The organism is Geodermatophilus sp. SYSU D00698 (genome assembly GCF_054050335.1).
Genome location: NZ_JBJGZD010000026.1, coordinates 1 through 19,494 on the forward strand (window position 1 = coordinate 1; position 19,494 = coordinate 19,494).

The following is a 19,494-nucleotide window of genomic DNA, read 5'->3' on the forward strand; positions in this document are numbered from 1 at the left end:
GCCGGCCGCACCCGCCCCCGGGGGCGCGGGGCGGCGCGGGCGCGGGCGGGGGGGCCGCGGCGGCGCCCCCCCCCCCCCCCCCCCCCCCCCGCCCCCCCGCGGCGTGCCGGCCCGGAGCGGCGCCGGTCGCCGTCCGCCGCGTGGTGAGCAGGAACAGGGCCGCGGCGGCGGCGAGGACGGCGGCCGCGGTCGCGACCAGGGCGGGCAGCGAGGAGGAGCCGGCCGCGCCACCGGCGCCGGCCTGCACCCCGCCCGAGGGGACGACCCCGGGGCCGGCGGCGTCGAGCGTGGTGCGGACGGTCAGCCCGCCGCCGGCCCGGTCGAGCACCAGCACGCTGTACACCGAGCCGGCGTCGACCTGCACCGGGAGGTCCGTGGCCTGGCCGCCCTGCGGCGTCACGGTGACCGCCGTGGCGCCGGCGGGGACGTCGACGTAGCCGGTCGTGGCGGCGAAGCCCAGGCCGGTGGCCAGCGACGGCCCGCCGGGGACGGCGACGTCGAGGGTCTGCGCGCCGGCCGCCGCGGCGACGACCCGCAGTCGCGCGGTGCCCGGCGGCGGCGGGGTGAGGTCGTCGTCGAGCACCTCGAGGCCCAGGTCGGCGAAGGGGCCGACGCCGGCCACGGTGTGCGCGCTGTCCGCGGCGACCTGCACCGTCGTCGACAGCACCGGCGGGCTCTGCGGGTCCGCGCCGGCCGCGCGCATGCTGACCGCGTAGGCGCCGGCCGGGACCGGTCGGTAGTCCGACACCGTGCCGTAGCCGACCGCGGGGAGGACCTGGCCGGCCGCGGGGTCGGCGACCGGGTCGACGTAGACGTCGACGGCGGGGGTGTCGGGGGACAGGTGCGCGAGCCGGAGCAGGCCGCCGTCGTCCGCGGCCGCCGGGCCGGTGGGCAGCCCCGCCACCGCCGCGGTCAGGGCCACCACCGCCAGGACCCGGCTCGTCCTGCTCACTTCCGCCTCCCGGTGCAGGGTCGGACCCGCTGTCGTCAGGGGATGACCCAACGTCTACCTCGCGGGTCCGCGGCCCACACCCCCTGGGATCCCCCGGGCGCGCCGCCAGGCGGTGGTCACCGGGGTCTCCGGCGCGGAGACGTGGCGGGACGACACGAGCACCCCGGCGGCGGTCACCTCGACGTCGCCCGGGGCGAAGGGCGGCAGCTGTGCGGCGAGCCACACCCGCAGCCGCTCGGTGGCCTCCGGGTCCGCGGGCACCGGCGCCCCGCCGACGGCGTCGCCGAGCGCCCGGCGGGCCGCGGTCCGCGGCGCGCCGGGCAGCAGGTCAGGGACGCCCGGGGACGGCGGGCTGGCCGCCGGTGTCGCCGCTGCGGACGGCCGGCTGCACCGCGGTCTGCGGGCCCTGGGGCTCCGGGGCGCCGTCGGGGGACGGCTGCTCGGCGCGGCTCGACCCGCCGCCGTGCCGGCCCTCCTCCTGGCTCGCGGTGTGCACCGGGCGGATCTGCTGGGTCTCGGCCACCGACGGCCGGCCGGACGCGGACTCCTGCCCGGCCGCCGGCTGCACGGCGGGCAGCGTCTGCGGCGACGACGGCCGCGTGGGCTGCCGGGCGGCGGCGGCCTCTCCGGCCGGGGCCTCGGCGGGCCGGGCGTGCGGGGTCGGGCGCGGCGCCGCCGGCTGGCCGCCGCTCTGCGGGCCGACGGCGCGCTGCACGGCCGTCTGCGGGCCGACGGCGGGCTGCACGAGCGTCTGCGGCTCCCCGGCGGGACGGCCGACGGCCGGCGGCACCGCGGCCCGCGTGCCGTCGGCGTCCCGGCGGGCCGCGGGCTGCTGCTCCTGCGGCGACGACTGCGGGGCCGAGGCCGCCGGCTGGGGAGCCGGCTGCGCGGCGGGCTGGGGCGCCGGGGCCGGCGGGCGGACGGCCTGCTGCGCCGGCGGGCCCGGGCGCTGCTGCTGGGGGCGGTCGGCCAGGTCCGGCAGGGTGGACAGCACCCGTCGGGCCTCGTTGAGCCGGGCAGCGAGCTCGTCGCGCACCCGGCGGACGGCGGCGGCGGAGGCCTCGGCGTCGGCGACGACGCCCGCCGCGTGCGCCTCGGCGGCGGCGACGCGCTCCTGCGCGGCCCGCACCGACTGCTGGTCGCGCTCCTCCTCGATCCGCGCGGCCTCGGCGCGGCGGGCGCGCTGCGCGATCTCAAAGTCCTCCTCGACCTTGGCGCGGCGGGCCTGCGACTCCGCGTCGAGCCGGGCGACCTTCTCCTGCGCCTTGGCCACCAGCTCGTCGGCGCGGATCTGCGCCTTGCTGGCGATCTGCTCGGCGTTCTGGCGGGCCTCGGCGAGCATCCGCTCCACCTCGGCCCGCCCGGCCGCGTGCCGCTCGAGCATCGCGCGCTCCTCGGCGGCGGTCTGCTCCCGCAGCGCCCGGGCCTCCTGCTCGGCGGTCGCGCGGATGTCGGCGGCCTCCTCCTCGGCCAGGCGGAGCATGTGCGAGATGCGCTCGCTCATGTTCTCGAACGTGGCCGGGCCGGAGGTCGCGGCCTTCCGGCGGAGCTGGTCGATCTCCCCGTGCATCGCCGAGAGCTGGCCGGCCAGCTCGCTGACCCGGGCGGCCGCGGCGTCCCGGTCGGCGAGCGCGACCCGGATGTCGGCCTCGAGGCGCTCGATGGTCTCGGCCACCTGGTGGCGGTCGTAACCCCGCAGCACCACGTCGAACGAGTGCTGGGCCTCGCGCATCGGCAGCAGGTCGCGGCGGGGATCGGTCATGCGGGTCATCCTCGCAGAGTCGGGGGAGGGTCGTCAGCGTGTCGAGGCGGGTCCGGCCGTTCGGCGTGTGCGCCCCGGGTGGTGCCGGTGGGCCCCGGACGGCGCCCCGTCGGACGACGAGGCGGCTCCCCCCAGGGTGCCCGGACGCCTGCCGGCGTCCGGGCACCCCCGTCCGGGGTTCTCTCAGATGCCGCGGAAGCGGTTGATCGCGGGCAGGTGCTTCTCCCGCTTCTCGGCGTCCTTGACGCCGAGGCCCTCCTGCGGGGCGAGGGTCAGCACGCCGACCTTGCCCTGGTGGAGGTTGTGGTGGACGTCGTAGGCGGCCTGGCCGACCTCGTCCATCGCGTAGGTCCTCGACAGCGTCGGGTGGACCAGCCCCTTGTCGATGAGCCGGTTGGCCTCCCACGCCTCCTTGTAGTTGGCGAAGTGCGACCCGACGATCCGCTTCAGGTTCATCCACAGGTAGCGGTTGTCGTAGGAGTGCATGTAGCCGCTGGTGGAGGCGCAGGTGACGATCGTGCCGCCCTTCTTGGCGACGTAGACGCTGGCGCCGAAGGTCTCCCGGCCGGGGTGCTCGAAGACGATGTCGACGTCGTCCCCGCCGGTCAGCTCGCGGATCCGCTTGCCGAACCGCTGCCACTCCCTGGGGTCCTGGGTCTGCTCGTCCTTCCAGAACCGGTAGCCCTCGGCGGACCGGTCGATGACCAGCTCGGCGCCCATCGAGCGGACGATGTCGGCCTTCTCCGGGCTGGAGACCACGCACACGGGGATCGCGCCGCCGTTGAGGGCCATCTGGGTGGCGTAGGAGCCCAGCCCGCCCGAGGCGCCCCAGATCAGGACGACGTCGCCCTGCTTCATCCCCGCGCCGTTGCGGGACACCAGCTGCCGGTAGGCGGTGGAGTTGACCAGCCCGGGGGCGGCCGCCTCCTCCCAGGACAGGTGCGCGGGCTTGGGCATGAGCTGGTTGCTCTTGACCAGCGCCAGCTCGGCGAGGCCGCCGAAGTTGGTCTCGAAGCCCCAGATCCGCTGCTGCGGGTCCATCATCGTGTCGTCGTGGCCGGCCGGGTCCTCCAGCTCCACCGACAGGCAGTGCGCCACGACCTCGTCGCCGGGCTTCCACTTGTTCACGCCCGGGCCCACCCGCAGCACGACGCCGGCCAGGTCGGAGCCGACCACGTGGTAGGGCAGGTCGTGCCGCTTGGTCAGGTCGTTCTGGCGGCCGTAGCGCTCGAGGAACCCGAAGGTGGAGACCGGCTCGAAGATCGAGGTCCAGACGGTGTTGTAGTTCACCGAGGAGGCCATGACGGCCACGACCGCCTCGCCCGGGCCGAGCTCGGGGGTGGCGACCTCCTCCACGTGCAGCGACTTGCGCGGGTCCTTCTCCTTGGTCGGCATCCCCGCGAACATGTCCTGCTCGTCCTTGCGGACGAGGACCGCCCGGTAGGACTCCGGCACCGGCAGACCGCCGATGTCGCTGAGCTGGTCGGCGAGGATGGCGTCCCTGATCTCGTCCACGTGTCTCTCCCGGGTCTTCGTCGGCTCGGAGGGGTGGTAGGGCGGTGCGCGGCAGGTTACCGACCGGTAACCCAGGGGTTGCGCGCAGGTCGGGTGGCTCCGACCGCGGGTTGTCAGTGCTGGGCGCGGGCGGGCTCGACCAGCTCGACCAGGACGCCGCCGGCGTCCTTGGGGTGCACGAAGTTGACGCGGCTGCCCGACGTCCCGCGCTTCGGGGTGTCGTAGAGCAGCCGCAGGCCGCGCTCACGGAGGGTGGCGCTGACCGCCTCGACGTCGTCGACGCGGAAGGCGAGCTGCTGCAGGCCCGGCCCCGACCGGCCGATGAACCTGGCGATCGTCGACTCCGGGGTCAGCGGGGCGAGCAGCTGGATGCGGGTGTCGCCGGAGCCGACGGCGAGCATCGCCTCGCGGACGCCCTGCTCCTCGTTGGTCTCCTCGTGGACCGAGCGCACGCCGAAGGCCCGTGCGTAGAAGGCGATCGCCTCGTCTAGGTCGGGGACGGCGATGCCCACGTGGTCGATGGTGGTGAACAGTTCGGCGGGCAGGCCCGCGGGAGCAGTCGCGTCGGCGGTCACCGCGTCATCCTGACGCAAGACGTCTGAGACGACTCCCCGGTGTGGCCACCATCACGCCACGGGGGCCCGTCGACCACGACGGGCCCCCGGTCGGCCGTGCGGAGGGGGTCAGCGCGCGAGGAGGTCCTGCAGCGCCCGGTCGAACTCCTCGGCGTGCGACGCGTTGACGCCGTGCGGGCCGCCCTCGATGACGACCAGCTGGCTGCCGGTGATCGCCTCGTGCGCGCGCGTGCCGCTCACCTCGAACGGGACGGTTCGCGTCGCTGTCGCCGTGGCTCACCAGCGTGGGGACGGTGACCTCCGCGACGCCGGCCCGGAAGTCGGTGCGGCCGAACGCGGTGGTGCAGTCGAGCGTGCCCTTCGGCGACGCGAACGCGGCGATCTGCAGCGCGTACCGCCGCTGCGCCTCGCTGACCGCCGGGCTCTCGAGCAGGCGCTGCCCGCCCGGGGTGGAGAAGTCCTCGGTGGCGTCGTCGAGGAACGCCGGCCGGTCACCGCGGACGCCCTGCTGGAACTGCTCGATGGTGGCGTCGTCGAGCCCGCCGTCGGGGTCGTCCTCGCTCTCGTAGAGGTACGCGGGACGGCGGCGGCCAGCACGGCGCGGCGGACCCGGTCGGTGCCCCACACGACCTCCCGAGTCGGCCGTCGACCCCGGTTGGAGAACCGATCTATCCTGTCCGGCAGCCCGACCGCCGCGACCTGTCCGCCCGGCGCGGCCCGACCCGCGGTCGCCAGCGTCGGCGACCCGCACTGGAGGCAGCATGTCCCGCTCGGTCATCGTCAGCGGCGCCCGGACCCCCATGGGTCGGCTCCTCGGCTCCCTCAAGGACTTCTCCGCCGCCGACCTCGGCGGCATCGCCATCAAGGCCGCCCTGGAGCGCGCCGGCATCTCGGGCGACCAGGTCGAGTACGTGATCATGGGTCAGGTGCTGCAGGCCGGCGCCGGCCAGAACCCGGCGCGTCCCGCCGCCGTCGCCGCCGGCATCCCCATGACGGTCCCGGCCATCACCGTCAACAAGGTGTGCCTGTCCGGCCTCAGCGCCATCGCGCTGGCCGACCAGCTCATCCGCGCAGGGGAGTTCGACGTCGTCGTGGCCGGCGGCCAGGAGTCGATGACCCAGGCGCCGCACCTGCTGCCCAACTCCCGCACCGGCACCAAGTACGGGAACACCACCCTCGTGGACGCGATGGCCCACGACGGGCTGTCGGACACCTTCGACCAGGTCGCCATGGGCGCCCTCACCGAGCAGGCGAACAGCCGGTACGACCTGACCCGCGAGGAGCAGGACGCCTTCGCCGCGGAGAGCCACCAGAAGGCCGCCCGGGCGGGGAAGAACGGCGTCTTCGACGAGGCGATCACCCCCGTGCTCATCCCGCAGCGCAAGGGCGACCCGATCGAGTTCCGCGACGACGAGGGCGTCCGCGCCGACACGACCGTCGAGACCCTCGCGCGGCTCAAGCCGGCCTTCGCCAAGGACGGCACCATCACCGCCGGCACCGCCTCGCAGATCTCCGACGGCGCGTGCGCGGTCGTGGTCATGAGCGCGGAGAAGGCCGCGGAGCTGGGCATCACCCCGATCGCCGAGATCGGCGCCCACGGCGTCGTCGCCGGGCCGGACGCCACCCTGCAGAGCCAGCCCTCGCGCGCGGTCCAGCGGGCCTGCGAGCGGGAGGGCATCGACCCCGAGGACCTCGACCTGGTCGAGTTCAACGAGGCCTTCGCCGCGGTCGCCCTCGTCTCGACCCGGGAGCTCGGCATCGACCCGGAGAAGGTCAACCCCAACGGCGGCGCGATCGCCCTCGGCCACCCGATCGGCATGAGCGGCGCCCGCATCGTGCTCGACGTCGCGCTCGAGCTGCGCCGCCGCGGTGGCGGCGTCGGCGCCGCCGCGCTGTGCGGCGGTGGTGGCCAGGGCGACGCGCTGATCCTGCACGTGCCCGCGAAGGCGTGACGGAGTCCCCGCAGGGGACGGCCGTCCGGACGCCCGGCCCCGTCGCCCCCCGCGGGCGGCGGGGCCGGCGCGCTGTCGACGTCCCCGACCTGGTCGCCCGCGCGCGCGACGGCGAGGCCCGCGCGGTGGCCCGGCTGATCTCGCTGGTCGAGGACGCGAGCCCGGTGCTGCGCCAGGTCGCCGCCGCGCTGGCCCCGCACACCGGGCACGCGCAGGTGATCGGCCTGACCGGCTCCCCGGGCGTGGGCAAGTCCACGACGACGACGGCGCTGGTGCGCGCGCTGCGGGCGGCCGGGAGGCGCGTGGGCGTGCTCGCCGTCGACCCGTCGTCGCCGTTCTCCGGCGGGGCGCTGCTCGGCGACCGGGTGCGGATGCAGGACCACGCCGGCGACCCCGGCGTCTACATCCGGTCGATGGCCTCCCGGGGGCACCTCGGCGGGCTGGCCTGGGCGACGCCGCAGGCACTGCGGGTGCTCGACGCGGCCGGCTGCGACGTCGTGCTGGTGGAGACCGTCGGCGTCGGGCAGTCGGAGCTGGAGATCGCCTCGCTGGCCGACACGACGCTGGTGCTCGTGGCGCCGGGCATGGGCGACGGCATCCAGGCGGCGAAGGCCGGGATCCTCGAGGTGGCCGACGTGTTCGTCGTCAACAAGGCCGACCGCGACGGCGCCGACCAGACCGTGCGGGACCTGCGGTACGCGCAGTCCCTCGGCGGGCGGCACGCCGGTCCGGGCGCGTGGAGGCCGCCGATCGTGCGGACCGTGGCCGCGCGCGACGAGGGGATCGACCGGGTCCTCGCCGAGGTCGAGGCGCACCGCCGCTGGCTCGCCGACGCCGGGGAGGGCGTCCGCCGCCGGGCCGAGCGGGCCGCCCGGGAGATCGAGGCGATCGCGCTGGCCGGGCTGCGCGAGCGGATCGGCGAGGTGCGCGGGTCCGCGGCGCTGGCCGCGCTCGCCGACGAGGTGGTGGCGGGGGAGACCGACCCCTACCGCGCGGCCGACCGGCTCCTCGCGCAGCTCTGACCTGCCCCGGGCAGACTGGCCCGGTGAACGGGAAGCCGGACGCCGTCGTCGTCGGGGCCGGGCCGAACGGCCTGGCCGCCGCCCTGCGGCTGGCTGCCGCCGGCCTGCGCGTGCAGGTGGTGGAGGCCGCGGACAGGCCCGGCGGCGGCATGCGGACCGAGGAGCTCATGCGGCCCGGGTACCGGCACGACGTCTGCTCCATCGTGCAGCCGATGGCCGCGGCGGCGCCGTTCTTCCGCGAGTTCGACCTGCCCAGCCGCGGCGTGCGGCTGGTGCAGCCGGAGGTCAACTTCGCGCACCCGCTCGACGGCGGGCGGGCCGCGGTCCAGTACCACTCGCTGGAGGAGACCGCCGACGCGCTCGGGCCCGACGGCGCGGCCTACCGCCGGCTGTTCGAGCCGCTGGTGGAGCACGGGCAGGACGTCGTCGACTTCTTCCTGACCAGCCGGCTGCGGCGGCTGCCGACCCGCAGCGTGCCGCAGATCGTGCACTTCGGGCTCAACGGGCTGCCCAACGTGAGCTGGCTGGCGCACCGCTACTTCCGCACCGAGGAGGCCCGCGCGCTGCTGGGCGGGGCCGCCGCGCACGGCATGCTGGACCTCAGCCAGCCGCTGACGTCCGCGCTCGGGATGCTGCTGACGATGCTCGGCCACCACGTCGGGTGGCCGCTGGTCGAGGGCGGGTCGCAGAACCTCGCCGACGCGATGGTCACCGCGCTGGAGCAGCAGGGCGGCGAGGTGGTCACCGGGCACCTGGTCACCGACCTGCGCGAGTTCGACGGCGTCCCGGCGGTGCTGCTGGACACCTCGCCCGAGGCGTTCGTGTCGATGGCCGGCGACCGCGTGAACGAGGGCTACCGGCGGTGGGTGCGGCGGTACCGGCACGGCGCCGGCGTGTTCAAGATCGACTGGATCCTGTCCGAGCCGGTGCCGTGGACCAACCCCGACGTCCGGCGGGCCGGCACGCTGCACGTCGCCGGGACGCTGGAGGAGACGATCGCCGGCGAGCGGGCCCCGAACCAGGGGCGGGCCGCGGAGCGCCCGTACGTGCTCGCCGTCCAGCCGACCGTGCCCGACCCGACCCGCGCCCCCGAGGGTGGGCACGTCTTCTGGGCCTACGTGCACGTGCCGCACGGCTCCGACGTCGACATGACCGCGGCCATCGAGGACCAGGTGGAGCGGTTCGCGCCGGGCTTCAAGGACACGGTCGTCGACCGGGTCACCAAGAACGCCGTCCAGATGGAGGCGTGGAACCCGATGTACATCGGCGGGGACATCTCCAACGGCCAGGCCACGCTGCGGCAGATGCTGTTCCGCCCGGTGCCGCGGTGGAACACGTACAAGACGCCGGTCGACGGCGTGTACCTCGCGTCCTCGGCCACCCCGCCCGGGCCCGCGGTGCACGGCGCCTGCGGCGACAACGCCGCGCAGGTGGCGCTGCGCGAGGTGTTCGGCGTCCGCGAGGTGCCCCGCCTGCGCCCCGCCGCCTGAGCGGCCCGCTGCGCCTGTTGTCGACTTGGCGCTGTCTCAGCCGCACCCAGGGGACACCAGGACGACACCGGGCGCTCACCCGGCCAGAGCGACGGCGAGGCGGGCGACGAGGACGTCGGGCTCCCGCAGGTCCTCGGCGGTCACGAACACGACCCGCCAGCCCGCCGCGGTCAGGCGGTCGAGCCGGGCGCGGTCCGGCGCCACCTGCTGCGGCCGACCGTGCCCCCGGCCCTCGTACTCGACGGCCAGCCGCTGCTCCGGCCAGGCGAGGTCCACCCGCGCCACGAACCGCCCGTCCCCGTCGAGGACGATGTGCTGCGCGACCGGGCGCGGTAGTCGCGAGGCGTGCAGCAGCCGCAGCCGGGTCTCCCGGGGTGACTCGGCCAGCCCGTCGGCCAGGTCGGCGACTCGCCGTGCGCGCCGGCACCCGGGGCCGGTCGCGGCTGCCGCGGTGGTCCGGACGTCGTCCAGGCTGGTCGCCCTGCACGCGATCAGGGCGTCGACGAGCGCGACCGACTCCTCCAGCGGCCCGGATCGGCGGCCGATGTCGACGGCGGTGGTCTCGGGGTTGGTCACCGGGACGCCGCGGCGGGTGGTGACCTGGTCGGCCGACAGCCCCCACCGGCGGACACGGATCCCCGAGGCGGTGGACGCCGGTGACCCGGGCGGCAGGGTGAGTTCCACGTCGTCGGCCGGTCCGGCGGCGTCCACACCCCAGAGGACGGCGGCGCTGCGGCCGGAGACCACCGCGCCCGGCATCAGCAGCAGGGCCGCCGCCCCGGCGCGCACCTCGTGGGTGACCGGGACGGACGAGCACGCGTAGACGTCACGGAACAGGCGCTGCCAGGCGGTGCTGCGCAGCTGTCCCCTGGTGAGGCGGCCGGCGGTGACCTGGGATGAGCCGCGGAACACCCGGCCGCGCAGCCGCTCCGGACGGACGGGTGGCGTGGGCACCGCCGGAGGATGGCGGAGGAGGACGGTGCCGCGCCGACGCCGTCCACAGCGCCGCCCGTTGTCGACCTGGGGTCGTCTCGGCGCGGCGGAGGGGACACCAGGTCGACCTGGCGCGTCCGGGTGACCACTCGGCGCGGGGGACGGGGCGGGCCGCGTGGCAGGTAGCGTCGGGCGCATGGTCCGGGCGCTGGGGCTGCCGTTCGACCCGATCGAGCGGGCGGGGGAGACCTGGGAGCAGCGCTTCGGCCCCGCCTCGGCGATGCGCGCGGCGACGTCGGTGTTCCGGGTCCAGCAGATCCTGCTCGCCCGCTTCGACGAGGTGCTGCGCCCGCACGGGCTGACCTTCGCCCGGTACGAGGTCCTCGTGCTGCTGACCTTCAGCCGCACCGGGCAGCTGCCGCTCAAGGTGATCGGCAGCCGGCTGATGGTGCACCCGACCAGCGTCACCAACGCCATCGACCGGTTGGTGGGGGCCGGCTTCGTCGACCGCCGGCCCAACCCCGCCGACGGCCGCGGCGTCCTGGCCGGGATCACCGACCGCGGCCGCGAGGTCGTCGAGGTGGCCACCGGTCAGCTCATGGCGCTCGACTTCGGTCTGGACGACCTGCCCGAGGCCGAGCAGGTGCAGCTGTTCGAGTTGCTGCGACGGGTCCGCCTGGGCGCCGGCGACGTCGCGGAGGTCGATCCGGCCCCGTCCGCCGAGGGCTGACACCACACCGGCCCGCCGGTGGGATCATGGACGGCATGCAGCCCACCCGTCCCGGACGCCCCGACCCGCGCGCGCAGGCCCAGCAGGCACAGCTGGCCGCCTCCCTGGCCGGTGCGGTCGACCTCGCCGCCGTCAAGGCGCGCTCCGAGGCCGCCGCTCGGGCCCAGGCCGCCCCGCCCCCGAGCGCCGCCGCGACGGCGGGTGCCCCCGGCTCGGCCGTCGTGGACGTCACCGAGGCCACCTTCCAGACCGAGGTCCTCGACCGCTCCTTCCAGGTGCCGGTCGTCCTCGACCTGTGGGCCGAGTGGTGCGGGCCGTGCAAGCAGCTGTCCCCGGTCCTCGAGCGGCTGGCCGCCGAGGGCGGCGGCTCGTGGGTGCTGGCCAAGGTCGACGTGGACGCCAACCCCGCGCTGGCGCAGGGCCTGCGGGTGCAGGGCATCCCGGCGGTCAAGGCCGTGTGGCAGGGGCAGCTGGTCGCCGAGTTCACCGGCGCCATCCCCGAGGAGCAGGCCCGCCAGTTCGTCACCGAGCTGGTGCGCGCCACCACCGGCGGCGCGGTGCCCGGCGCGGAGGGGGCCGACGACGAGGGCCTCGACGACCCGCGCCTGGACGCCGCCGAGGCAGCCCTCGAGCGCGGGGACCTGGAGGCCGCCGAGGCCGCCTACCGGGCCATCGTCGACGCCGAGCCCGACCACCCGGTCGCCGGCCTCGCGCTGCGCCAGGTGCAGCTGTTCCGCCGCGCCGACGCCGCCGGCCCCGACGCGCTCGCGAAGGCCGACGCCGCCCCCGACGACGTCGCCGCCCAGGCCCGGGCCGCGGACTTCCTGCTCGGCACCGGCGACGTCGAGGGTGCCTTCACCCGGCTGGTCGACGTCGTCCGCCGCACCGCCGGCGAGGACCGCGACGCGGCCCGCAGGCACCTGGTCGAGCTGTTCGACGTCGTGGGCGCCGAGGACCCCCGGGTCGCCGCGGCGCGGCGCCAGCTGATGGCCGCCCTGTACTAGGAGGCCCCACCACTCGCGGTGGGGACCTGCGGGGGGCCGGCTCGGCGGACGGGGTCTCAGACCCCGACGTCGCAGGGGCCGGCGCCCTGCAGGAACCCGGCGCGGAACACGTCGACGAGCTGGAAGCCGGTCAGCTCGACGTCGGCCAGCACGTCGGGGTCGTTGCCGTACTCGAGCAGGAACTGCACGCTCTCGTCGATGTCCCCCGGCGAGATCCGCACCGACCGGAGCTGGTTGTTGTAGACCTGCGCGGAGTACCAGCCGGTCAGGCAGACCGCCGACCGCAGCGCGTCGGTGTCGTCGGTGGACAGGTCCAGCTGGTCGCGCGCCGACAGCGCGTAGGGGATCGCCACCCCCGTGACCAGGGCGAAGTCGCCGAGCTCGTAGGCCTGCTCGGCGAAGTCACCGTCGTAGGCGACCAGCCCGGTGCTGCCGCCGTCTGGGCAGTAGACGAGGGCGACGTCGGCCGGGGCGCAGTCCGGCGGGCTCGCGGTGGTCTCCAGCTGCGGCGGGGTGAACTCGGCGTCCAGCACCTCGCTGAACGCGCGGGTCCAGAACTCCGGCAGCGAGTCCTCGATGATCTGCTGGGTGGTCGCGGGGTCCGCGTTGCCGCCGGAGGCGAAGTCCTCGTCGGACGTGAACTCACCCTGGGTGAAGACACGGCCGGGGCCGTAGTTGTCGCGGCACGCCTCGGCGCCGTCGTCGAACCCCTCCTGGAACGCCGACACCCGGTCGAAGTAGGAGCCGTGCGCCTGTTGGGCGCCCGTGCCCCTGCCCACCGGGTCGCGCAGCAGGAAGTAGCCGCGCAGCAGCTGGTCGAGGTCGTCGGTGTCCACGGAGGAGAACTCGGCGTTGCCGTCAGCGACCCAGGCCGTCCACGCGCCGGCCAGGCAGTCGGCCTGGGTCTCGATGGCGATGGACAGCTGCTGCGGGTCCCCGACCCGGGCCTGCACCGCGTGGCCGTACTCGTGCGCCATCACCAGCTGCGGCAGCACCTCGCCGTACTGCGCGGCCAGCTCGCCGAGGAAGGCGCGGTCGTAGCTGATCGAGTCGGAGTTGGGCACGCCCTGCGAGGAGCAGTAGAAGGCGTTGTTCTCCAGCTCGCGCGGGTCGGCGCCGCAGCCGATGCCCTCGGGGTAGGCCGCCGGGTCGACGTCGTCCGGGTCGACGCTGAAGTAGCCGCCGGTGAGCGGCTGGAACTGCTGACCGAAGACGGCCGGGAAGGTGTCCGACCAGAACGTCTGCAGGTCGGCGAGGGCGTTGCGGGCGAGGGTGTCGATCGGCCCGTCGGTGGCGCCGACGACGCGCAGGGCGTCGTCGCCCACCGACTGCGACGGCGCACCCTGCGAGCGCGCCTGCCCGATGACGACGTACGAGCACCCCGACGTCAGGAGGACGCCGAGCGCCACGACGACGGCGAGTGCGCCCCGGGAGCGCGTGCGGAGGTCCATCGCGGGAGCCTCTACCCGCCACGGGCCTGCGTGAACGCGGACGGCGCCCGCCTCCCCGGGGGAGACGGGCGCCGTCACGGGTGGTGCGCTGTCAGAGACCGATCTCGCAGCCGGCGCCGCCGTTGAGGAACCCGTCGCGGAAGGCGTCGACCATCTCGAAGCCGGACAGGTCGGTGTTCGGGAAGACGCTCTCCTGCTGGCCGTAGGTGAGCAGGAAGATCGCCGCCTCGTCGACGTCGCCGGGGGAGAGGGAGATCTCCTGCGCCTGGAAGTCGCCGGTCCAGAACCGCCCGGCGTACCAGCCGGTCAGGCACACCGCGGAGCTGACGGCCGTGGCGTCGTCGATGGACAGGCCGAGCTGCGCCCGCGCCGCCTGGGCGTAGGCCAGGGAGACGGCGGTGGCCACGGCGAAGTCGCCGATCCCCTCGTAGGCCGGGCCGAGCAGGTCGGCCTCGTCGACGTAGACGGTGCCGTCGGCCTCGCAGAAGCCGAGGTCGCGGTCCTCGGCGCCCATGTCGCCGCAGTCGGGCGCGGTGCCGTCGAACGACTCGACGGTCGGGGCGCTGAACTGCTCACCCAGGCCCGGGAAGACCGACTCGTAGAAGGCGGGGAGGGTGGTGCCGATGATCTGGCCGATCTCGTCGTACGCCGCGTTGCCCTCGTTGTCGAGGTCGTCCTCGGTGAGGAACTCGGTGGCGACGAACAGCCGCTGCTCGGTGAAGTCGTCCCGGCAGGTGCCGACGCCGCCCTCGTAGCCGGCGTAGAAGCCCGACAGCCGGTCGAAGCCCGAGCCGTGCGCCCGGTCGTCGTCGGGGGAGAACCCGACCGGGTCGCGCAGGCCGATGAAGCCGAGCACCACCTGGTCGAGCTCGGAGACGCGCAGCGCGATGTGCTCGGCGTTGCCGTCGATCACCCACCGGGTGAAGGCGCCGGCCAGGCAGTCGGCCTGCGTCTCGACGACGATCGTCGAGTCGGCGAAACCGAACCGGCCCTGCATGGCGTGGCCGATCTCGTGCGCCATCACCGCGGGGCCGAGGTAGGGCCCGAACTCGGCGCTGAGCTGGTCCAGCAGCGCGCGGTCGTAGGCGACGGCGTCGCAGTTGGGGTCGTAGTGGGCGTTGTTCGCCACGCCGTCGGGGTCCTCGGGCGCCCGCTCGCAGCCGATGCCGGTGCTGGGGTAGGCGGACTCGTCGATGTCCGTGGAGTCGACCGAGAAGTAGCCGCCGGTGATCGGCTGGTACTCCTCGCCGAAGAACTCGGGGTAGGCCTCGCTCCAGAAGGTGTCGAGGTCGGCCAGGGCGTTGCGGGCCAGCCGGTCGGCCTCGGTGTCCGCGGAACCGGTGATGGGGAACTCGCCGTCGGACACGTCGACCGGGACGCCCGGTCCGCGGGAGGCGGCGCCGACGACGGTGCTCGAGCAACCGGTGAGCAGCACGCTGCCCGCCGCTGCCGCGACGATCGCGCGGCGCAGACCATGCCTCATGGAGCTGGGGTTCCTTCTCTGCCGGGGTGCGGGCCCCCGAGGGAGCCGGGGCCGGCCCGCGCCACCGGGGCGCGGAGCCGGGCCATGATGCACGGGCGGGCAGCGGCTGGGAACGGGTCCGCGCGCGACGACGGCCGGGCCGCTCCACGGGTGGAGCGGCCCGGCCGTCGCAGGTCGGAGCCGGGGGAGCGGCCGGGATCAGCCCTCGTGCAGCAGCCAGAGGGTGCCCAGCGGCGGCGCGGAGACGGTGGCCGAGAACGGCTGGCCGTGCCAGGGCTCCTCGACCGCGTCGACCCCGCCGTAGTTGCCGACCCCGGAGCCGCCGTAGCCCTCGGCGTCGGTGTTGAGCACCTCGCGCCAGCGCCCGCCGCGCGGCAGGCCGATCCGGTAGCCGTGGTGCGGGGCGCCGGAGAAGTTGCAGACGACGGCGAGCACCTGGCCGGGCGTCTGCCCGCCGCCCTCGACCACCGCGGCGTCGGTGCCGCTCTCGGCCGCCTCGGTCGGCGTCGGGACGTCGGCCACCTTCGGCCGGCCGTAGCGCAGGAAGGTGATGACGTTGCCCGACGCGTCGTTGGCGTCGATCCACTGGAAGCCGGCCGGGTCGACGTCGAGCGACCACAGCGCCTCGGTCTCCCGGTACCGGGCGTTGAGGTCGGTGACCAGCTGCAGGACGCCGCGGTGCGCGGGGTCGTCGAGGTGCCACCAGTCCAGCGAGCGGCTCTCGGCCCACTCGCCGTCCTGGGCGAACTCCGAGCCCATGAACAGCAGCTGCTTGCCGGGGTGGGCCCACATGTAGGCGAGGTAGCCGCGCACGCCGGCCAGCTGCTGCCACCGGTCGCCCGGCATCTTCCGCAGCAGCGAGCCCTTGCCGTACACGACCTCGTCGTGGCTGATCGGCAGCACGTAGTTCTCGGAGTAGGCGTACATCATCGAGAACGTCAGCTGGTTGTGGTGGTAGCTGCGGTGCACCGGCTGGCGCTGGACGTAGGCCAGCGAGTCGTGCATCCAGCCCATGTTCCACTTGAAGCCGAAGCCCAGGCCGCCGAGGTAGGTGGGCCGGGTGACCCCGGGCCAGGCGGTCGACTCCTCGGCGATGGTCACCACGCCCGGCACCTCGCGGTAGACGGTGGCGTTGACCTCCTGCAGGAACGACACCGCCTCGAGGTTCTCCCGCCCGCCGTACGCGTTGGGGATCCACTCGCCGTCCTTGCGCGAGTAGTCCAGGTAGAGCATCGAGGCGACGGCGTCGACCCGCAGCCCGTCGACGTGGAACTCCTGGGCCCAGAACAGCGCGTTGGCGACCAGGAAGTTGCGCACCTCGGTGCGGCCGAAGTTGAAGACGAACGTGCCCCAGTCCGGCTGCTCGCCGCGGCGCGGGTCGTCGTGCTCGTAGAGCGCGGTGCCGTCGAACCGGCCCAGCGCCCAGGCGTCCTTGGGGAAGTGCGCCGGCACCCAGTCGACGATGACGCCGAGGCCGGCCTGGTGCGCCCGGTCGACGAGGTACCGGAAGTCGTCGGGGCTGCCGAACCGCGACGTCGGGGCGTAGTAGCTGGTGACCTGGTAGCCCCACGAGCCGCCGAACGGGTGCTCGGCGACCGGCAGGAACTCCAGGTGGGTGAACCCGGCGGCGACGGCGTAGTCGACGAGCTCCTCGGCCAGCTGGCGGTAGGACAGGCCCTGCCGCCAGGAGCCCAGGTGCACCTCGTAGACGCTCATCGGCCGCTCGTGCCAGTTGCCGCGCTCGCGCTCGGCCAGCCACGCGTCGTCGTTCCACTCGTGGGAGGACTCGACGACGACGGAGGCGTTGGCCGGCGGCACCTCGGTGGCGAACGCCATCGGGTCGGACTTCTCCCGCCAGACGCCGTCGGCGCCCAGGACGTGGAAGCGGTAGCGGGTGCCGGCCTGGACGCCGGGGATGTAGATCTCCCAGACGCCGATGCCGCCGAGCTGGCGCATCGGGTAGGCCCGGGCCTCCCAGTAGTCGAAGTCGCCGGTGACCTTCACGCCCTGCGCGTTGGGCGCCCAGACGGCGAAGGAGACGCCCTCGACGGTGCCGCGCGGGGTCTCGTAGCGCCGCACGTGCGCGCCGAGCGCCTCCCACAGCCGCTCGTGCCGGCCCTCGCCGATCAGGTACTGGTCGAGGTCGCCGAGCGTGGGCATCCAGCGGTAGGGGTCGTCGACGGTGAAGGTGTCCCCGCCGTAGGTCACCTCGAGCCGGTAGTCCCCGGGCTGCTGCGGCAGCGCGGCCTCGTAGATCCCGCCGCCGTGGATCCGCCGGGCCTCGTAGCGGGAGTCGTCCTGGTCGACGACGACCACCGCGGACGCGTCGGGCCGCAGCGTGCGCACCACCCAGCCCTCGGCGGCGGCGTGCGCGCCGAGCACCCGGTGCGGGTCGCGGGACCAGCCGTCGACGATCGCCCGCAGGTCCTCGTCGGTGACCTCCTCGGGGGCGTCGTGCTCGCCCCCGCCGCCGGCGCCGCTGGTGAGGCCGCCACCGTCGCCGGCTGCGGGCGCTGGGGTGGCCCTTCCCCCGTCGGCGGTGCCGACAGCAGCCGACTCCTCCTCGGGCGCCTGCGGCGTCGAGGGCTCGGCCGGGTCGGGCGAGGGCGGCTCCGGCTGCCCGGCGGGCGCGCCCGTGGGGGAGCCGGGCTCGGCGATCGGCGCGGGCGCGACCACCGGCGCCGCGGTGCCGCCCTGCTCGGCGACCACCTCGGCGGTGGGCTCGGCGATGCTCTCCGCGGCCGTCTTGCGCGGCGCCCGCTTGCGGGTGGCCTTGACCGGCGCCTCGCCGTCGGCGGCCGGCGCGGCCTTCTTCGCGGTCCGCTTCGTGGCCTTCTTCGCCGCGGCGGGCTCGGCGGCGCCGTCGCCGCCGGCCACCGCGGCGGTGGCCGCGTCCGCAGCCGGGGCCTTCCTCGCGGCGGCCTTCTTGGCCGGGGCCTGCTTCGCGGCGGCCTTCTTGGCCGGCGTCCGCTTGCGCGCCGGGGTCGGGTTCACGACCGGCTCGGCCTCGGCGGTCTCGGCCTGCGCGGTCATCTCCTCGACCGCCCGCTGCAGCTGCTCCTTGGTGGCCGGCGAGTCAGCGGTCTCGGCGGCCGTCCCGCTCGCGGGTGTCGGGTCGCTCGTCGTCATCGTCGCGTTGCCGTCCTCTTCGTCGTCTGCTGCGTCGTCTGCTGCGTCGTCGTCTGTTGCGTCGTCGTCTGCTGCGTGTCGTCCGGCGGGGGACTCAGGTGCTCGCGGCGGTGAGCCGGGACAGCGAGTGCAGCGGGATCATCAGCCAGTTCGGCCGGTTGCGCGCCTCGTAGACGCACTCGTAGACCGCCTTGTCCGCCTCGAAGGCCCGCAGGAGAGGCGAGTCCCCGCACGGGTCGATGCCGCTGGCCGCCGAGTAGCCCGCGCAGAACGCGCCGCGGTTGCGCTCGGCCCACTCCTGCGCCCGGTAGGCGCGCTGGGGGTCGTCGGGCTGCTCCACGAGCATGTGCCGGGCTGCGTAGTCGAAGCTGCGCAGCATGCCCGCCACGTCGCGCAGCGGGCTGTCCAGCTGCCGCCGCTCGGCCAGCGGCCGGGCCGGCTCGCCCTCGAAGTCGAGCACCACCCAGCCGGTCGCCGTCCGCAGCACCTGGCCCAGGTGGAAGTCGCCGTGCACCCGCTGGCGCACCACCTGCTCCGGGCTGTCGGCCACCGCGGCGTACACCGCGCGCAGGCCCTCGAGGTGCTCCTCCAGCTGCGGGACGACGGGCAGCGCGGCCTCCAGCCGGTCGGTCATCGCCCGCGCGGTGGCGGCGAACCACTCGCGGTCGGCCGGCTCGGTGTCCAGGACGCGGGCGAGGTCGGCGTGCACCGAGGCGGTCGCCGCGCCCAGCCGCTCGCTGTCGGCGGCGAAGTCGCCCCCGACCTCGTCGGCGTGCAGGTCGCCCTCCGCGTAGAGGTCGCGGACGCTGGCGGTGGCCAGCCGCCACCCGTCGCTGGCGCCGCGGACGAACGTCTGCAGCATCGCCGCGGTCGCCGGCTCGCCGCCGTCGGGGTCGTCGATCTCGATGTAGCCGAGCAGCGGCGCGATGTGCGGGTTCTCCGTCTTGCGCAGCGCCTCGCCGATCTCGACGTCGGGGTTGAGCCCGGGCTCGAGGCGGCGGAACAGCTTGAAGATGGCGTCCTGGCCGTAGACCAGCGAGGTGTTGCTCTGCTCGGTCGAGACGACGTCGCCGGGCACGCCCTCGGGGATCGGCGCGACGCCGGCGGGGTGGAAGTGCATCGGCCCCACCGTCGAGGCGGCCACCAGGTGCACCAGCCACGGCGGGGTGGCGTCGCGGTCGCGCATCGCGTCGTAGGCGTAGTTCTCCCGGTCGGTGCCGTCCGCGCCCCTGGCCGGGACGGCGCCCACCAGCGCCGAGGACAGCTCCTCCTCCGGGTGCGCCCGCCACGACAGCGGCACCAGGTAGGTCTCGACGGCGCCGTCGGCGTAGGTCACCCGCACGCGGTGGACCGACAGGACCGGCTCGGACCGCGAGAGGAAGAAGCCCTCCTCGGTGACGTCGGCCCACTCCCGTCCCTTGCCACCGAACCAGCGCTGGTGCGGCATCCACTCGCGCAGGACGTCGGCCAGGGCCTTGCTCATTCGGGTGCTCCGC

The 19,494-nt window shown here is 75.3% G+C and carries 17 protein-coding genes; 6 read left to right on the forward strand and 11 right to left on the reverse strand.

Annotation, left to right across the window (positions count from 1 at the left end; genetic code table 11):
• The 6 genes from ACI8AB_RS19440 to ACI8AB_RS19465 all read right to left on the reverse strand — a co-directional run.
• Positions 1–952, reverse strand: a 952-nt coding sequence (locus tag ACI8AB_RS19440) for a DUF4397 domain-containing protein (protein WP_456951462.1), incomplete at its 3' end; no start/stop codon positions are given.
• A 54-nt stretch (positions 953–1,006) separates the two neighbouring features.
• The gene (locus tag ACI8AB_RS19445) at positions 1,007–1,213 is read right to left on the reverse strand and encodes a hypothetical protein (RefSeq protein WP_456951463.1); all 207 of its coding nucleotides are present in this window, start codon (positions 1,211–1,213) and stop codon (positions 1,007–1,009) included.
• A gap of 67 nt (positions 1,214–1,280) precedes the next feature.
• Positions 1,281–2,714: a hypothetical protein gene (locus tag ACI8AB_RS19450; RefSeq protein WP_456951464.1), complete on the reverse strand. Its 1,434-nt coding sequence runs from the start codon at positions 2,712–2,714 to the stop codon at positions 1,281–1,283.
• A 183-nt stretch (positions 2,715–2,897) separates the two neighbouring features.
• The gene (ccrA, locus tag ACI8AB_RS19455; RefSeq protein WP_456951465.1) at positions 2,898–4,229 is read right to left on the reverse strand and encodes a crotonyl-CoA carboxylase/reductase; all 1,332 of its coding nucleotides are present in this window, start codon (positions 4,227–4,229) and stop codon (positions 2,898–2,900) included.
• A 113-nt stretch (positions 4,230–4,342) separates the two neighbouring features.
• Positions 4,343–4,804, reverse strand: a complete 462-nt coding sequence (gene mce, locus ACI8AB_RS19460; protein ID WP_456951466.1) for a methylmalonyl-CoA epimerase — start codon at positions 4,802–4,804, stop codon at positions 4,343–4,345.
• 108 nt (positions 4,805–4,912) lie between these two features.
• Positions 4,913–5,044 carry an alpha/beta fold hydrolase gene (locus tag ACI8AB_RS19465; RefSeq protein WP_456951467.1) on the reverse strand — a complete coding sequence of 44 codons (132 nt, stop codon included), beginning with the start codon at positions 5,042–5,044 and terminating at the stop codon, positions 4,913–4,915.
• 53 nt (positions 5,045–5,097) lie between these two features.
• Here ACI8AB_RS19465 and ACI8AB_RS19470 point away from each other — a divergent pair, with 53 nt between their 5' ends.
• The 4 genes from ACI8AB_RS19470 (at position 5,098) to ACI8AB_RS19485 (ending at position 9,268) form a co-directional block, all read left to right on the forward strand.
• Entirely contained in the window at positions 5,098–5,373 is a 276-nt protein-coding gene (locus tag ACI8AB_RS19470) for a hypothetical protein (protein WP_456951468.1), read from the forward strand.
• Positions 5,374–5,565: 192 nt separating this feature from the next.
• A complete protein-coding gene (locus ACI8AB_RS19475) occupies positions 5,566–6,756 on the forward strand; it encodes an acetyl-CoA C-acetyltransferase (protein WP_456951469.1) in 1,191 nt (396 codons plus the stop codon).
• On the forward strand, positions 6,753–7,778 hold the full coding sequence (gene meaB, locus ACI8AB_RS19480) for a methylmalonyl Co-A mutase-associated GTPase MeaB (protein ID WP_456951470.1): 1,026 nt from the start codon (positions 6,753–6,755) through the stop codon (positions 7,776–7,778). Before ACI8AB_RS19475 ends, meaB begins: the two co-directional genes overlap by 4 nt.
• Before the next feature lie 23 nt (positions 7,779–7,801).
• Positions 7,802–9,268, forward strand: a complete 1,467-nt coding sequence (locus tag ACI8AB_RS19485) for a phytoene desaturase family protein (RefSeq protein WP_456951471.1) — start codon at positions 7,802–7,804, stop codon at positions 9,266–9,268.
• A 75-nt stretch (positions 9,269–9,343) separates the two neighbouring features.
• Here ACI8AB_RS19485 and ACI8AB_RS19490 read toward each other — a convergent pair whose 3' ends face one another.
• Positions 9,344–10,222, reverse strand: a complete 879-nt coding sequence (locus ACI8AB_RS19490; RefSeq protein ID WP_456951472.1) for a hypothetical protein — start codon at positions 10,220–10,222, stop codon at positions 9,344–9,346.
• A 175-nt stretch (positions 10,223–10,397) separates the two neighbouring features.
• On the opposite strand from ACI8AB_RS19490, the gene ACI8AB_RS19495 reads away from it, so the two are divergent.
• Both ACI8AB_RS19495 and ACI8AB_RS19500 read left to right on the forward strand, forming a co-directional pair.
• Complete coding sequence (locus tag ACI8AB_RS19495; RefSeq protein WP_456951473.1) at positions 10,398–10,931, forward strand: MarR family winged helix-turn-helix transcriptional regulator; 534 nt, start codon at positions 10,398–10,400, stop codon at positions 10,929–10,931.
• Between the two features lie 35 nt (positions 10,932–10,966).
• Positions 10,967–11,935, forward strand: a complete 969-nt coding sequence (locus ACI8AB_RS19500) for a tetratricopeptide repeat protein (RefSeq protein WP_456951474.1) — start codon at positions 10,967–10,969, stop codon at positions 11,933–11,935.
• A gap of 56 nt (positions 11,936–11,991) precedes the next feature.
• Here the strand turns inward: ACI8AB_RS19500 and ACI8AB_RS19505 are convergent, their stop codons facing one another.
• The 4 genes from ACI8AB_RS19505 to ACI8AB_RS19520 form a co-directional block, all read right to left on the reverse strand.
• The gene (locus ACI8AB_RS19505) at positions 11,992–13,386 is read right to left on the reverse strand and encodes a neutral zinc metallopeptidase (RefSeq protein ID WP_456951475.1); all 1,395 of its coding nucleotides are present in this window, start codon (positions 13,384–13,386) and stop codon (positions 11,992–11,994) included.
• Positions 13,387–13,477: 91 nt separating this feature from the next.
• Positions 13,478–14,869: a neutral zinc metallopeptidase gene (locus ACI8AB_RS19510; RefSeq protein WP_387992546.1), complete on the reverse strand. Its 1,392-nt coding sequence runs from the start codon at positions 14,867–14,869 to the stop codon at positions 13,478–13,480.
• A gap of 198 nt (positions 14,870–15,067) precedes the next feature.
• Positions 15,068–17,998 (reverse strand): 1,4-alpha-glucan branching protein GlgB, encoded by a 2,931-nt coding sequence (gene glgB, locus ACI8AB_RS19515; protein ID WP_456951476.1) that lies wholly within the window; start codon positions 17,996–17,998, stop codon positions 15,068–15,070.
• Positions 17,999–18,092: 94 nt separating this feature from the next.
• The gene (locus ACI8AB_RS19520) at positions 18,093–19,481 is read right to left on the reverse strand and encodes a maltokinase N-terminal cap-like domain-containing protein (RefSeq protein WP_456951477.1); all 1,389 of its coding nucleotides are present in this window, start codon (positions 19,479–19,481) and stop codon (positions 18,093–18,095) included.
• Positions 19,482–19,494: the final 13 nt, after the last annotated feature.